General features: G+C 73.3%; 11 protein-coding genes. 6 read left to right on the top strand and 5 right to left on the bottom strand.

Annotation, left to right across the window (positions count from 1 at the left end):
• Nucleotides 1-19: 19 nt before the first annotated feature.
• Nucleotides 20-691, bottom strand: coding sequence for a ScbR family autoregulator-binding transcription factor (locus ACFPA8_RS20385; RefSeq protein ID WP_386450592.1), 672 nt, complete (start codon nt 689-691; stop codon nt 20-22).
• A 198-nt stretch (nt 692-889) separates the two neighbouring features.
• Here ACFPA8_RS20385 and ACFPA8_RS20380 point away from each other — a divergent pair, with 198 nt between their 5' ends.
• Nucleotides 890-1,744, top strand: a complete 855-nt coding sequence (locus ACFPA8_RS20380) for an NAD(P)H-binding protein (RefSeq protein ID WP_386450590.1) — start codon at nt 890-892, stop codon at nt 1,742-1,744.
• A gap of 91 nt (nt 1,745-1,835) precedes the next feature.
• On the opposite strand, the gene ACFPA8_RS20375 is transcribed toward ACFPA8_RS20380, so the two are convergent.
• On the bottom strand, nt 1,836-2,822 hold the full coding sequence (locus ACFPA8_RS20375) for a ScbA/BarX family gamma-butyrolactone biosynthesis protein (protein WP_386450588.1): 987 nt from the start codon (nt 2,820-2,822) through the stop codon (nt 1,836-1,838).
• 1,284 nt (nt 2,823-4,106) lie between these two features.
• On the opposite strand from ACFPA8_RS20375, the gene ACFPA8_RS20370 reads away from it, so the two are divergent.
• The 5 genes from ACFPA8_RS20370 to ACFPA8_RS20350 all read left to right on the top strand — a co-directional run bounded on the left by ACFPA8_RS20370 (nt 4,107) and on the right by ACFPA8_RS20350 (nt 9,534).
• Nucleotides 4,107-4,745, top strand: coding sequence for a ScbR family autoregulator-binding transcription factor (locus tag ACFPA8_RS20370; RefSeq protein WP_386450586.1), 639 nt, complete (start codon nt 4,107-4,109; stop codon nt 4,743-4,745).
• Nucleotides 4,746-5,175: 430 nt separating this feature from the next.
• Entirely contained in the window at nt 5,176-6,006 is an 831-nt protein-coding gene (locus ACFPA8_RS20365) for an AfsR/SARP family transcriptional regulator (RefSeq protein ID WP_386450584.1), read from the top strand.
• A 104-nt stretch (nt 6,007-6,110) separates the two neighbouring features.
• Nucleotides 6,111-6,983: a 4'-phosphopantetheinyl transferase family protein gene (locus tag ACFPA8_RS20360; protein WP_386450582.1), complete on the top strand. Its 873-nt coding sequence runs from the start codon at nt 6,111-6,113 to the stop codon at nt 6,981-6,983.
• Between the two features lie 193 nt (nt 6,984-7,176).
• On the top strand, nt 7,177-8,346 hold the full coding sequence (gene solA, locus ACFPA8_RS20355) for an N-methyl-L-tryptophan oxidase (RefSeq protein ID WP_386450580.1): 1,170 nt from the start codon (nt 7,177-7,179) through the stop codon (nt 8,344-8,346).
• A 291-nt stretch (nt 8,347-8,637) separates the two neighbouring features.
• On the top strand, nt 8,638-9,534 hold the full coding sequence (locus ACFPA8_RS20350; RefSeq protein ID WP_465270241.1) for a Vgb family protein: 897 nt from the start codon (nt 8,638-8,640) through the stop codon (nt 9,532-9,534).
• Nucleotides 9,535-9,575: 41 nt separating this feature from the next.
• Here ACFPA8_RS20350 and ACFPA8_RS20345 read toward each other — a convergent pair whose 3' ends face one another.
• The 3 genes from ACFPA8_RS20345 to ACFPA8_RS20335 all read right to left on the bottom strand — a co-directional run bounded on the left by ACFPA8_RS20345 (nt 9,576) and on the right by ACFPA8_RS20335 (nt 14,785).
• Nucleotides 9,576-10,970 carry an MFS transporter gene (locus ACFPA8_RS20345; RefSeq protein WP_386450576.1) on the bottom strand — a complete coding sequence of 465 codons (1,395 nt, stop codon included), beginning with the start codon at nt 10,968-10,970 and terminating at the stop codon, nt 9,576-9,578.
• Nucleotides 10,971-11,312: 342 nt separating this feature from the next.
• The gene (locus ACFPA8_RS20340) at nt 11,313-13,982 is read right to left on the bottom strand and encodes an amino acid adenylation domain-containing protein (RefSeq protein WP_386450574.1); all 2,670 of its coding nucleotides are present in this window, start codon (nt 13,980-13,982) and stop codon (nt 11,313-11,315) included.
• Nucleotides 13,976-14,785 carry a thioesterase II family protein gene (locus tag ACFPA8_RS20335; protein ID WP_386450572.1) on the bottom strand — a complete coding sequence of 270 codons (810 nt, stop codon included), beginning with the start codon at nt 14,783-14,785 and terminating at the stop codon, nt 13,976-13,978. Before ACFPA8_RS20335 ends, ACFPA8_RS20340 begins: the two co-directional genes overlap by 7 nt.
• Nucleotides 14,786-14,787 lie beyond the last annotated feature (2 nt).

The following is a 14,787-nucleotide window of genomic DNA, read 5'->3' as shown; positions in this document are numbered from 1 at the left end:
ACGGGCTGACGACGGCCGGTCAGCCGCCGATTGCTTCGAGCTGCTGTTGCTCTGCTCCGGCGGCGATCTCCGCACTGACCTTCGTACCGCGGTCGCCGTCGAGCGCCACCGACGCGAGGACGGAGGAGATGACCACGTTGGGCAGGACGTGCCGCAGCAGCTCGGCGATCCTCTCGCCCAGATCCTCGTAGTCGCTCAGGGTCTGGGACATGGCCTGAACACCGGCGAACGCACCCACGATCACCCGCGCCGTCTCGGCCGGTTTCACGTGCGGCAGCAACTCGCCCTGTTCCCGCGCCGCTTCGAGCAGTTCGGTCAGGGTCTCGCTCCAGCTCAGGAACGGCCCGCTGCGGTCGAGGTCCACAGCCTGCTGGTTGAGGGCCAGCCAGACGCCCGCACGCACCATCGAGTCGGTCTGCAGGCGGTGGACGTAGATCATGATCATGTCCACGAGCTCCTGCGCCTTGCAGGTGCGGGAAGGAACCGGGTCCTGTCCCTCCTGAGCGCTGAGCACGCCCTGGGCCAGCTGCTCCTTGGAGGCGAAGTGGAAGTACAGGGCTCCCTTGGTGACGCCCGCGGTGGAGAGGATGTCGGCGATGGTCGCGGCCTGGTAGCCGCGGTTCCCGAAAACCGTCGCCGCCGCCTCGAGGATCTTCCGGCGGGTGCGAATGGCCCGGTCCTGCATAGCCATGCCCCTCTCCCCTCTGTGTGGCCGGCGGATCCGCGGGACCCCCTGGCAAATAAACCGACGAGTTTGTATCTTACCGGCCCGTATTGTGTCTTCACCCAGAGGGTCTGTCAGGGCCCCTGTCGCTTCGGGGGGATCAGGGATGTTCACGATGGCGCTGTCCGGTACGGGCGGTGCGGAACGACTCCCCGGGGCGGGTCCGTGATCCTGGTGACCGGTGCCACCGGCACGGTGGGGCGGGAGGTCGTTCGCCGGCTGCCCCCCGACGGACCGGTCCGCATCCTGACCAGGCGGCCGGACCGGGCCGGCGACGTGGCGGATCACATCGAGGTGGCTGTCGGGGATTACGGGGAGACGCGGTCCCTGGAGCGTGCGCTGCGCGGCGTGCGGCGGGTCTTTCTCGTCACGGCCGGGGTGGGCGGCGACGACGACGAGCGGTTCCTGCGGGCGGCGCGCGCCGCGGACGTACGGCTGATCGTGAAGCTGTCCGCAGCGGCCGTGACCAACCCCGGGGCGGACGACGCGATCACCCGGTGGCAGCGGCGGTGCGAGGCGCTGCTTCGGGCATCGGGGACGGAGTGGACGCTGCTGCGCCCGCGGGCCTTCATGTCGAACACCCTGGCCTGGGCGCCGCTGATCGCCTCCGGCCGTCCGGTGTCCGCGCTGTACGGCACCTCGCTCAACTCGTGCGTGGACCCGCGGGACATCGCGGATGTAGCGGTGCGCACCCTCACCGAGGAGGGGCACGAGGGCAGGGCGTACACCCTGACCGGCCCCGAGGCGGTCAGCGCGGCCCAGCAGACGGCCTGCCTCGCCGAGTTGCTGGGACGGCCGGTGCCTTTCGAGGAGCTGGACCCCGCCCGGGCCAGGGCGGCGTATCTGCGGCGGTATCCCGAACACGTGGCGGAGGCGCTGCTGCTCGGTGCGGAGCAGCAGCGGGACGGGGCCAAGGCGCGGGTGGAGCAGACCGTGCGGGAGGTGACGGGCAGGCCGGCGCGGTCGTACGCGGAGTGGGCCGCGGACCATCTCCGGATGTTCGGGAGCGGCGTTCCCTAGGTGTGCGTCCGGCCCGGCCGGGCCGGACGCACAGACGGGCATCTCCCGCGCCTCGGCCCCCAAGTGGGTGCGGTGGTGCGGCGCTTCGCCGTCAGGCCCGTGCCGCGGCGAGGGTGGTGCTGAAGAGCTGCTCGCGCCCTTGCTCGGCGGTGACGAGGACCGTGTCCAGGGACGACTCTCCCGTCGGCAGTTCCCGGGCCTCGATCATGCAGGGAGCGTCCAGCTCGGCATAGCGGTCGAACCTGCTGCGAGCGGAGACCAGGAGCGGAGTGCGTCCGAGCAGGGCGTGTGCTGCCTGCCGCCCGGCTTCGAGAAGCACCATGCCGGGGATGTGGTCGACCGGGTGGTCGAAGAGGACGGGGTGCCGGGTGTCCGCCCGCAGCAGCCACCGGTCGGTCTCGCCGACGGAGGAGAGGACGACGTCCATGGGCGAGGTGCGGCCCACGTGCTGAGGGGGGAGGGGTGCGGTGAGCGGGAGTTGCGCCTCGTCACTGCTCGGACGGTTGCGGCGCAGCCGGTCGTGCACCTCCGGTCTCGTGCACGTGAAGGAGGCGCCGCCGGTGGCCACGGTCTGCCCGTCCTGGCGGAGCACCGCCTCGTACCGGAGACCTGCCAGAGCACCGCCGGAGCGGCGGTTCACCTCTGTGCAGAGGACGTCTATGTCGAGGCTCGCCGGCGCGCCCGCGATCCGGAGCTGCTCGGGTACGACAGTGAACTGGAGATCCCACATCAGGAACTTGTGGCCGAGCGGTACGTCGAACCCGGTGTGGGCGATCAGCGCGCCGATCTGACGGATCGTCTCGGCGGCGAACATCGGGTCGTAGCGGCCGCCGACCGGAGCGAAGTAGCTGTGGCAGCGCGGCCACTGCGCGGTGACCCGGAAGCTCGTCTCGCCCCGGCGGGCCCAGCTCGTCAGCAGGACCTCGGCGACTGCGGCCCGGTGCACGAACTCCTTCGGGACGGTGGTCGTCAGCGGCGGGAAGTGGGACAGGGCCTGGCTGAGGTGCGCCGGGTGCGAGCCGCCCCCTCCCGGTATCCCGGACATGCAGGACGTGAACTGGACAGTGCTCGCGATCATGATTTTCCCCATTGACTGCAGCAGAAGTTACAGATTAGGGGTGTTGATCAGCGGACCCCTCGCTGCCGTAAGATACATACCACCCGGTTTACTTTCTACAGATTCCGTGTACTCGCGGGGGCGAGAACCGGCCGGGTTCCGGAGTGGGCGCAAGGCGGCTCCGTGGGGCTGCCGCAAACGGGGCCGCCCCCGGCCGAGCGCGCCGGGCCGATTCTGCGGGGGTCCTCGGAGGCGGTGCGCCGCACTGGCCGGAATGCTGCGGTCGCGGAGCGGTCCAGGGCTCGCGGGCCCCGGCCGTGCGCAGAGGGCTGCGATCCCGCACCCAGCCCTCGGCGTGCGCTCCGGACGCAACTCCCGCTGCCGGCCCGTCTGTTCGGGCTCAGAGCTTCGAGCGTCACGCGAGCTGTCCTTGAGCTGCGCGCAGGACCGTGTCCGGAAGCCCGGGGCCGCACACGGGACGGCGCGGCCGGGATCGCGGCATGTGCATCACCCGCCGCGCAGACGGGGTCGACCGAACCGGATCGCAGCAGCGGCCCGCGCCCGCCGCCGTGAGCGATGCCGGCGCTCGTCCTTGACCGAGCTCCACAGAAACCGCACATGCGGTTTGTTAGCGTGGGGCGGATCTCGGCGACCTGTCTGACGGAGGGGAGGAAGGAGCTGTGATGTTCGCGGCGACTCCGGGGGGTGGCCTCCGCGGAGCCCGCAGACGCCTCTGCCCGAGCGGCCGGGATGCCTCCCGTGCGAAATCGGGCGCCGCGGCGTCCGCACGAGTGGATCCGGGCCACGGCCCCGGGGTGCACGTGCGGGCACGTGTTCCGGCCCGGCAGGGCGGTGTCTTCCCGCGTGACTTCCGTGCTTCACGTGTGCTCCCGCAGTCTCCGGCCGCTCCGCCACAGCGGGCGGGAGGGTGAGCTTCCCGGTTCCGGCGCGCTCCGTGTCCACGGTGGAGACGCCTCCCGGCATCCGTGCACGGTCCGGACGTTGCGCCGGCGGTGCCCGGCGCGCCCGTACACGGCACGGACCGGACGGCCCGGATGTGCGCACGGCCGCGCAGGCCTGCCGGTGAGACGTCCGGTATCCGAATCGTGCGGGCGGAGGACCGGGGAGAACGCGCAGGTGGAGAAGTGTCACGTTCCAGTCGGCCCGGGCGGACGTGTGCCCGCTCGGGCCGGCCTCAGCGGAAGGCGCCCGCGAGTACGGCACGCGCCGAGTGATCGAGGAGCTCGCCGGTACGGCCCGGCGCGGCGACCGGTACGCAGACTCCCTGACGTCAGGAGACAACCGATGGTGAAGCAGGAACGCGCAGCGCGGACCAGGCGGCTGCTGTTGCAGGCGGCCGCCGAGGTGTTCGTGCAGGAGGGCTACGCGCGTGCCTCGCTCAGCACCATCAGCGGCCGGGCGGGGGTGAGCAACGGAGCCCTGCACTTCCATTTCGAGACGAAGAACCTGCTGGCGGAAGCCGTCGAGCAGTGCGCGGCCGTCACCCTCCGGCGCATCGCTGCCACGGCGGAGGACGCCCCGGGCAGTGCCCTTCAGTGCCTGGTGGACGCGACGCATCAGCTGATGACCGGCCTCCAGCAGGACGTGGTGGTACGCGCGGGGTTCGAGCTGTGCGATGCGAGCGGGCGCCGCGGAGACGGACTCGACCTGCGCCGCGAATGGCAGGACTGGGTGGAGAAGATGCTCGCGGAAGCCGAACGGCGGGGTGACCTCGCCGAAGGTGTCACCGCCGCGGACGCCGCGACGGCCGTGGTGACGTCGACGGTCGGCTTCGAGATGCTCGGCTCCCGGGACCGCGCCTGGGTCGCCCGGGAGACGGTGTCGCGCTTCTGGGAACTGCTGCTGCCACGGCTGTCCGACCCGGGGGTGCTCGGCAAGCTCAGCGCCCGCGGTACCGACTCCGGCGAGTCGGCGCAGCTCTAGCAGGCAGCAGTCGTTTCGGGCATATAAACCGTCCACGCGGTTTCTTAAACTCCCTCTTTCGGACTTCCTCAGGGATGTCCTGTCGTATCCGTCGGCAGTGCTCCAGTGTTGTGCAGGAGTGCTTGACGACCACTCAAGAATGCCACAAGTGCTGCTGGACATCGCAGTGTTGAGGAGGTTCCGTGGAGTGGTGCCGGGTGCTCGACGGACCGGTGTGCCAGTCGGCTGCGGCGTCATCGGGGCCGACCACTGTTGTCTCTTGAAACAAACCACGTGAACGGTTTTATATTGACAGACAGTGCGCCCTGTTCTCTAATCAGGACCCTCGCACCGGGAGAAGTCCTTCGGGTACGAGACGACCCCGCAGCAGCAGAGATCGAGCCGTGCAGGGCTCGATGCGACCAGACCAGGCAATCAGGGGGAAGACGGCGTGGACATTGGTGTACTCGGTGCGCTGGCAGTGCGGCACAACGGCATTTCGATCACGCCGACGGCGCCCAAGCCCAGGCAGGTTCTGGCTTTGCTGGCGCTCCACGCGGACCGGGTGGTGCCGGTCTCCGTCCTCACCGAGGAGCTCTGGGCGGGCACACCGCCCCGCAGCGCCCGGACCACGCTCCAGACGTACGTGCTGCAGCTGCGCGAACTCATCGCGGCCGCGCTGGAAGAGGGTGAAGCCTGCGGAGGCCCGCAGCTCAGCGCCAAGGACGTGCTGGTCACATCGCCCGGCGGCTACATGCTCAACACCGCCGGGGGCACCAGTGACGTGCGGGAGTTCGAGCGGCTGGCGGGACTCGGGTACCGGGCGATGGACGCCGAGGACTACCAGGGCGCGGCACAGCAGTTGAGGGCCGCGCTGGACCTGTGGTCCGGCTCCGCGCTCACGGACGTGCACGCGGGAACGCAGCTCGAGACGGAGATCCGCCGTCTCGAGGAGAGCCGGCTCTGCGCCCTCGACCAGCGCATCGAGGCAGACCTGCGCCTCGGCCGGCACCGCGAACTGCTCTCCGAACTGACCGTTCTGGTCAGCCGGTACCGCACTCACGAGAACCTGCACGCCCAGTTCATGCTCGCTCTGCACCGCTCCGGACGGCGCGGCGACGCCCTCGAGGTGTACCAGCGGCTGCGCGGCACGCTGGTGGGCGACCTGGGGCTCGAACCGTCCGCGGGGCTGCGCAGGTTGCAGCACTCCGTCCTCATGTCCAACGCCGAGCAGCCGGCAGCGGCCCAGGACGACAGTCAGCGCCTCGTGCGCACAGCCTGACCCGGACCGGGCGCTCCCCCGCCCCGTCCGACCCGGCACCCCCGGCCCCCCGGCGGGGGTGCCGGGCTGCGGACGGCCGTGGCCCCGGGCAGGAATCAGCAGATATGGAGCCTCCGTCGACGGACGACGCGGCGGGCGGGGCCGCACCCGGACAGCAGTCCGGGACCGGTCGGCTGCCCCCGGTCAAACTGTGGTTCTGCGCCGACGACGAGCTGACGCCCTCGCTCGCCGGTGCGCTGGCCGCCCACTGGCTCGACGAGTACGAACGGGACGTCGCCGGCCGCTTCGTCTTCGAACGCGACCGGCGCCAGTACCTCGTCGCCCACGCGCTCCTCCGCCGCGTCCTGTGTCTCGAAGTGGGGCTGCCCGAGGGCGAATTGACCATCCGCCGGTCCTCGCGCGGCCGGCCCTTCCTCCGGCGTCCCCCGGGTGGCCTGCCCCGCGGACGGCACCGACTGGACTTCAGCCTCGCGCACGCCGGCGGCTACAGCCTGCTCGGAGTGGTGCGGCGGCACCGCATAGGCGTCGACGTCGAGAGCCTCGACCGGGGTGGACGGAGCATCCAGACAGTCGCGCGCACCTTCACCGCCGAGGAGCAGGCCTGGGTCGCCGCCGAAGCTCCCGGACGGCGGCGCGACCACCGGGTACTGCGGCTGTGGACCCTGAAGGAGGCCTACACCAAGGCCCGCGGCCTCGGCCTGTCACTGGCCTTCGACAGCTTCTCCTTCACGCTCGCCGCGCACGGCGTCACCGGTTTCCGTCCCCCCGCGGACGACTCGGCGGGCCGGTGGCAGTTCATGGAGCTCGAGCCCGTTCCGGACGTCCTCGTCGCCGTGGCCGTACGGGCCGGGGCCACCGCCGAGCCGCTCGTCGAACTGCACATGGGATTCCCCTGGGACCGGGCGGCTCCCCGCCTGGTGGCTCTGCCCCGTCCACCGGGCACGCCGGCCGCCGCGGGGCCGGACGGCTTCCGGTGATCCGCACGTCTGCGGAGCGACGCGCAGCGGTGCCCGGCACGAGTGCCCCGCCGGGTGCTGGTGGGCCGCTCGAGACCTGCCGGACCGGCGCTGGAGCGTCCTTTACAGCTTTCGGCGCCGGCCGGAAAACTCCCCGTGCCCGCTCCGTCGCCCCCCGGGGCGGCGGAGCAAGTCCAGCAGAAGGAGACCCTCGGTGAGCACATGGGATGCCGACGTCGCAGTCGTCGGTCTGGGCGCCTGGGGCTCCTCCGCCCTGTGGCAACTGGCCCGCAGGGGCGTGGACGCGCTGGGCGTCGAGCAGTTCGAACCGGGCCACGCCCTCGGCTCCTCGCACGGCGGTTCCCGGATGTTCCGCGTCACGTGCCTGGAACACCCCGGGCTCGTCCCGCTGGCGCGCCGGTCCCTGGAGCTGTGGCACGAACTCGCCGACGCCTCGGACACGACGCTCTTCGAGAACCTCGGCGGCCTGCTCATCGGTCCCGAGGACGGGCGGATCGTCGGCGGCACACTGCGGGCCGCGAAGCAGCACGACATCGACGTCCAGCGCCTGAGCCGCGCGGAGTTGGCCGAACGCTACCCCCAGCACGCCGCGCTCGACCCGCGGGACGTGGCCGTGTGGGAACCGTCCGCGGGCATCCTGCGGCCGGAGGAGTCCATCCGCGCCGCCGTCCGCCTCGCCCGCTCGGCGGGCGCCCCGGTGTTCACCGGTACCCGGGTGCACAAAGTGGGCCTCGTCGACGGCGGCGTCGAACTGGAGATCGGCTCCCGCGTCCTGCGGGTGCGGCAGGCCGTCCTCACTGTCGGCTCCTGGCTCACGTCGCTCGTGCCCGGCCTCCCGCTGACCACCCTGAGGATGCCCATCACCTGGTTCCGCTCCCGCGCCGGCGACGAGCGCCACGCCCTCGGCCGGTTCCCGGTGTTCATGCGCGACCTGCCGGGCGGCGAGGTGCTGTGGGGCAACGGCAGCGACGGCCCGCACGACGTCAAGCTCGGCCTGGAGGTCCACGGCCGCACGCCCCGTGCGCTGGACCCCGTCACCGACGACCGCTCTGTGGTCGCGCAGGACTGGGCCCACCTGACGGGCGTCCTCGGCACGTACCTGCCGGGGCTCGAACCGGCCCCCGCCAAGGTGTCGGTGTGCATGCTGACGACGACTCCCGACGGCCAGTTCGTCCTGGGCCGCCCCGGCGGGGACCCCCGGCTCGTGCTGGCGGGCGGCTGCAACGCGCACGGCTTCAAGCACGCCACGGGCATCGGCGAAGCCCTGACCGACATCGTCACCGGGACCGCGACCCGGATGCCCCTGGACTTCGCCGCTCCTGACCGGGCGGCGCTGCGCGGCGCGGCCCCAGCCGTGCGCTGAGCGCGGGCGTACGTACGGCGTGACGGCACACGCCCCGGCACTGCCCGCTCGGGCCCTCCACCTCCGTGGCCCCTTCGGGTGAATCTGTCGCTCGCAGAGGTGAGCGGCGGGCGGCCGGGGTGTGCGGAACAATCATGCTCTCGTGGTCAGAGCAGGCCCGGCCGGGTGGCGCACACCTCCCCGCGCGGGCCCCGGCACCACGACGGGAGCAGCGCCTTGCCCACCGAGCACCACCGCACCGGAACCGTCCCGCCGCGCACCGGGAGCCGGCCGCCGGACTGCTCGACCCGGGTGGTTCCTGTTCCGGGACGGGGACCGTACGCGGTGGCCGCAGACGCGGACGGTGCGTTGTGGGTGACGCTCGCCGGGTCCGGGCAGATCGTCGAGATGACGGACCGTGGGCCGGCGCGGCTGCATGCGGCGGGCGGCCCGGACGCCAGGCCGACGCTCGTCGCCGCCGGGCCCGACGGGCGGACGATGTGGTTCACCGAGTTCCTCGCCGGCCGCGTCGTGGGCATCGGTCCGGAAGGTGGGGCAGTGCACGTGCCGCTGCCCGCCGGGGACGCGGGACCGTACGGCATCACGGCCGGGCCGGACGGCGCCATGTGGTTCACCGAGCTGAGCGCGGACCGGATCGGCCGGATCGTGCCCACCGGAGACGGGCCCGGCCGCGAAAGGCCGTACACGCTGGAGGAGTTCCCCCTGCCCGTCTCCGACGGCTGTCCCGCGGGGATCGCTGCCGGGACGGACGGCGGGCTCTGGTTCGCACTCAGCCGGGCCGACGCCGTCGGCCGCATCGACCCCGGCGGAACGGTGGCGGTGCACCGGCTGCCGACGGCCGGGGCGCGGCCGGTGAACATCGCCGGCGCCGCCGACGGGACGATGTGGTTCACGCAGCTCGGCGTCGGCCGCATCGGCCGCATCACCGGTGACGGACAGATCGACGAGGTGCCGCTGCCCGGCGGGCCCGCCACACGTCCGCACGGCATCACCGCCGCCGCGGACGGCGGCTGCTGGTTCACCGAGTGGGGTACCTGCCGCATCGGCCGGATCGACGCCGCCGGGCGGGTGGCGACGTACGAACTCCCGCACGGCGTCAGCGAACCCCACGGGATCGCGGCCACCGGAGCGGACACGGTGTGGGCGGCCATGGAGAGCGGTGCACTGGTGAGGCTCACCCTGAACTGACCGCCCCGGAAGCGCAGTTCCTTCCGGGGCGGTCAGGTGCGTCAGGGCGTGCCGGTCGCGACCGCGCGCTCGCGGCGCACCACGGCGGCGGCCCAGCCGCAGGCCAGCACGGCCGCGACCGCGGTCAGGGTCAGGGCCGTGCCGAAGCCCTGGCCCGAGCTGCCCAGGGCGATGCCGGACAGCGCGAGGCCCACGGCTCCGCCCAGCTGCTGGCTGGAGTTGACCAGGGACGCGATGACGCCGGAGGACTGCTCGTCCGCGCCCTGCGCCGCGGCCGTGGTCGCCGCCGGCAGGCCGGCACCGACGCCGAGGGAGAACAGCAGGATGCCGGGCAGCAGTCCGACGTACGAGAGCCCCTCGGCCGCGGCGAACGCGAGCAGCAGCGCCCCCACCGCGGCACTCGCGCAAGCCGCGGTGAGCACCCGGCCCGCGCCGAACTTGACCGTGACCCGCTCGCCGCACTTCACGCCGGCCAACGACCCCAGAGCGAACGGCACATAGCCGAGTCCCGCCATCAGCGGCGACCACCGGAGCCCGTTCTGCAGGTACAGCGTCAGTACCAGGAAGCCCTGGAAGGTGGCCGCGCAGAGCAGCACGCCCGCGATCAGTGCCCGGGCACGTGCCGGAGCACTGAACACCCCTTTGGCGACCAGCGGGTTGGCGGAGCGGCGCTGGTCGGTGACGAACCCGGCGAGCAGCACCAGCGACAGTGCGGCGCAGCCCCCGGTCACGAGAGGACGGTCGCCGCCCTCGACGGACAGCAGAGCGTAGACGAGCAGCGCCAGACCGAGCGTGAGCAGGGACGCCCCCCGCCAGTTCAGCGGCTGCGTACCGCGTGCGGTGTGGACGCCCCGCAGCAGCCGGGGCAACAGGCCCAGCGCGAGCGCCGCCACCGGCAGGTTGATGAAGAAGATCCAGGGCCACGACACGAACTCGGTGATCAGGCCGGAGAGGATCAGCCCCGCCAGGGCGCCGGTCACCGCAGTCGCACCCCAGGCCGCGAACGCCTTCGCCCGCGCGGCCGGTTCACTGAACACCAGCGTCAGCAGACCGAGTACCGCGGGTGCCACCAGAGCCGCGCCCAGGCCCTGAAGGGCACGCGCCGCGATCAGCTGCCAGGGCTCGACGGCGAGCCCGCTGAAGAGCGAGGCGGCCGCGAACACCGAAGTGCCGACCATGAACGTGCGCACGAGGCCGTAACGGTCGCCCAGGCGTCCGCCGAGGACGAGGAAGCCGCCGAAGGTCAGCATGTAGGTGTTGATCACCCACACCAGGGAGGGGCCCGAGAAGCCCAGGTCCTGCTGGATCGTGGGCAGGGCGATGTTGACGACGTTGTCGTCCAGGGTCAGCAGCAGCTGCGTCAGGCAGAGGATGGTCAGCACGGCCCGCGGTCGCGAGGTGTTCGCCTGTGTTGCTTCCTGTGACGTGCTCGTCATGGATCTCAGCGGTCCTCTCGTGGACGGATGGTTACGGGTGCGGGCGAGGGCCGAAGAGGGGCGCGGCAGCACGGACAGGGGCCGTCGCGGCGGTCGCCCGCACGAGCCGGAGGGCACGGGGGAGACACGGCGGCGCCGCCTTCTGTGACGGCACCTCGCGCTGGGCGGAGGCGCTCACGGAGCGGCAGCTCGCGGGCGGGGACCGCAGTAAGGGCATAGAGCTGAGTACTCGCTTCGGCGTGCTGGAGCCGGCACGGGAAGCGTCCCGCGACGGACAGGTACCGGGCGCCGGGACGCGGGGCCTGCAGACCTGGAAAGTGCTCACAGTCTGTCATATCGCTGTCACCGGGCTCCAGTTGGCGCCGGGAAGGGGGCACTGGTCAGCGTCGTCCCGTGCGCGTCGGCGGCCACCGCGAACGAGCCGTCGCGGCGCAGCGTCCCGGCCCACGTCCGGACCTCGGCGTCGCCGTCCGGTCCCGGAGTGACGGACACCCGCACGGTCAGGCCCCGCCGGACGGCCTCCGCCACCGCGTCGGCGAGCGCGCTCCGCGGTGCCGGTCCGTCCCCGCCCGCTCCGGTGGGCGCCGCGGCTGCGGCCGTCCCGGCGCCGTCGGCGCGGTCCGTGACGTCCGCGAGCCGGGCGTGGTCGACCTTCCCGTTCGCCGTGACCGGGAGGGCGTCGGTGAGCACGAGGCGCTGCGGCACCATGTACGAGGGCACGGACTGCCGCAGCGCGTCCAGCAGTTCGGCCCGCACCGGCCCGGCGTTCCGGGCCAGCGCCCCGGGCGTCAGCGCGACGTACGCCATGAGCCGGGGGCGCCCGTCGGCCTCCCGCACCACCGAGGCGACGGCACGCCGCACGGCGGGGAGCCGGTCCAGTACGGACTCGATCTCGCCCAGTTCGATCCTGTGCCCCCTGACCTTGACCTGCCGGTCCTTGCGGCCCAGGAACTCGATGGTGCCGTCGGTCCGCCACATGCCCAGGTCACCGGTGCGGTAGACGCGTTCGCCCAGCTTCTCGTGGACGGGGAACCTGGCCGCCGTCTGCTCCTCGTCGCCGGCGTATCCGCGGGCGAGTCCCCGGCCGGCGATGTGCAGTTCGCCTTCGTGGCCCACCGGCAGCGGGCGTCCCTCGTCGTCCAGGATGTGGAAGAACTGGTCGCGCAGCGGGCGGCCGTAGGGAATGCTCCGCCAGTGCTCCGGAACGTTGCCGACCGGATGGCAGATGGACCAGATCGCCGCCTCCGTCGCACCCCCCGCGCTCACCACCTCCACCCCCGGCACGAGGGCGCGCAGCCGGTCCGGCAGCGTCACCGGGATCCAGTCGCCGGACAGCAGGACGCAGCGGAGCGAGGCCAGTTGCCGGGCCGCGGCCGCCGGATCGGCGTCGGCCAGGTCGAGGAGCATCTGCATCAGGGCCGGTGCCGTGTTCCAGAAGGTGACGCGGTGCTGCTCGATCAACTCCAGCCAGTGCTGCGGGTCCTGCTCGCCGCCCTGCTCGGGGAGGACCAGGGCCCCGCCCGCGCCGAGTACGCCGAAGACGTCGTACACGGACAGGTCGAAGCTCAGCGCCGACAGGCCGAGCACGCGGTCCTGCGGGCCGATGCGGAGCCGGTCGGTGATGTCGTCCACCGTGACGCGGGCGGCGGCGTGGTCCACGACGACGCCCTTCGGCTCCCCGGTCGAACCCGAGGTGAAGATGATGTACGCGGGGGAGCCGGGGTCGCCGCCCGGCACCCCGGCGGGCTCGTCGAGGACGCCGGTCCCCTCGCCGTCCGGGCCCCGGCCCAGGACCAACGGGGCCACGCCGCCGGGGAGTTCGGCGGGACTGCCGGGCGCGACGAGGGCGTGCGCGATACCGGCACGGCGGCACACCGCCGCGATCCGCGTACCGGGCCAGGAGACGTCCACCGGGACGTACACGGAGCCGTGCTGCGCCACGCCCGTCACCGCGGCGATCTGGTCGAAGCCCTTGGGCAGCACCACCGCGACCGGGCTGCCCGGCCGCACGCCCGCCTGCCGGAGCAGCCCGGCGACGTGCCCCGCACGTGCGGCCAGTTCGCCGTGGGTGAGGGCGGCCGAGGAGTCGAGCAGCGCGGGCGCGTGCGGGGTGCGCTCCGCCGCGGCCCTGAGCGGGCCGTCGAGCAGCGGTCCGGCGTCGGGGAACGGGCGTACGGTCAGCGGTTCCTGGAAGGCGAAGGTGGGGTCCCAGCCGAGGTCGGTCCGGCGCCATGCCTCCCGGTCGCCGGCCAGGAGCGAGACCAGCCGTCCGAAGGCGGTGCCGAGTCCCGCCTCCAGCGGCATGTCGCCCGGCGCGCCGGGCCCGCCGTACGACGCCCAGCGGGCGCCCGGCCGGGTGGCGGTGCGGTCCAGGACGAGGCTCAGGACGGTGCGGCCGGCTCCCTCGGCTCCCTCGGCGCCGGGGGCGCCGGGGTCCGGGCGCAGCCGGAGCCGGGCGGCCGCTGCGCCGGGCCGCAGCGCGGCGGCCGGTCCCGGAGCCACGGCCCGCAGGTCCCGCGCGTACGCGGCGAAGCCGGCCCAGTGCAGCACGTCGGGCGCCGGGACGCGCACGGTGTCGCCGGCCGGCTGTTCGACGGTCACCTCGAGTACGCCCGTGCCGCAGGTCCAGCGCGCGGCGGTCAGCGCGACGGCCGCGAACAGGGCGTCCTCCTGGGCGAGTCCGTGGCCCCCGGCGTGTGAGGCGAGGCGTGCCAGGAGGCTGCTGCCGAGCGGCGTGACCGGGTCCGGGGCGGGCGGGACGGGCGACGGCAGGGTGCCCGGGCGGGCGAGCAGCGCCGCGAGGGACCGCACCGAGCCGCCGCCCAGCAGCCGGCGCACCGACAGGTCGGCGTTGCCGGATTCGCGGAGCCGCTGCCGCAGCAGCGTCGCCGAACCGGGCTCCAGGCCGAGCTCCGTCAGGGGGCGGCCGGTGTCGATCTGCCGTGCGTCCACGCCGAGGACGGAGGCCAGTTGACCGGTCAGCAGGTCGGTGGGGGAAGGGGAAGTCACCATGCCTCCAGGGCGGTGGGTTCGTGGGGTCCGGACGGACGCGGCCCGGCCGCCGCGGCACCCGCCAGCGCCCGGTCGGCCTCCGCCGCGATCACCGCGGCCGTCTGCTGTGGCCGGTCGGAGAAGTAGAAGTGGTGGCCGGGCAGCAGGCGCAGACCCAGGAACGCGGGGCTGAGCCCGGCCCAGGCGGCCAGCCGCTCCGGCGCGACGAGCGGGTCGTCCCGGCCGCCGAGCACCGACAACGGCACGGGCGGCAGCGGGTCCCGCACGGCGGGACGCCAGGTCTCGGCGACCTTCAGGTCCGCGCGCAGCACCGGCTCCACCAGCGCCCACAGGGCGTCGTCGTGCAGTACGGCGTCCGGGGTGCCGCCGAGCAGCCCGACGGCCCGGCGCAGCTCGGCGGAGGGCAGCAGGTGGCGCCGTACGCCGCCGCCGTCCGTGCGGGGGACGCCGCGGGCCGACATCCCCAGCCAGCGGGGCAGGGGCAGACCCGCGCTGTGCATCCGCAGCGTCAGGTCATGGGCGAGCAGCGCGCCCATGCTGTGGCCGAAGAGCGCGAACGGCCGGTCCAGCCACAGCAGCAGTTCGTCGAGGAGCCGGGCGACGAGGGCGGCCGGGTCCTCCAGCGGCTTCTCGTGACTGAGCCGGCCCCGGCCCGGCGCGTCGACCAGGCAGACCTCCCAGTCCGCGGGCAGTGCCCGGGCCAGCGGACGGTAGGTCAGATGGGACCCGCCGGCATGGTGGAACACGAACAGCCGCAGCCGGGGCTCGGCCACGGGACGGGGACGGCTGACGGCACCGGTCACGG

The sequence above is a fragment of the Streptomyces ovatisporus genome (assembly GCF_042653885.1).
Lineage (GTDB): Bacteria > Actinomycetota > Actinomycetes > Streptomycetales > Streptomycetaceae > Streptomyces > Streptomyces ovatisporus.
The sequence above is the reverse complement of the archived record's forward strand: the minus strand, read 5'-3'. Positions and strand labels throughout refer to the sequence as shown.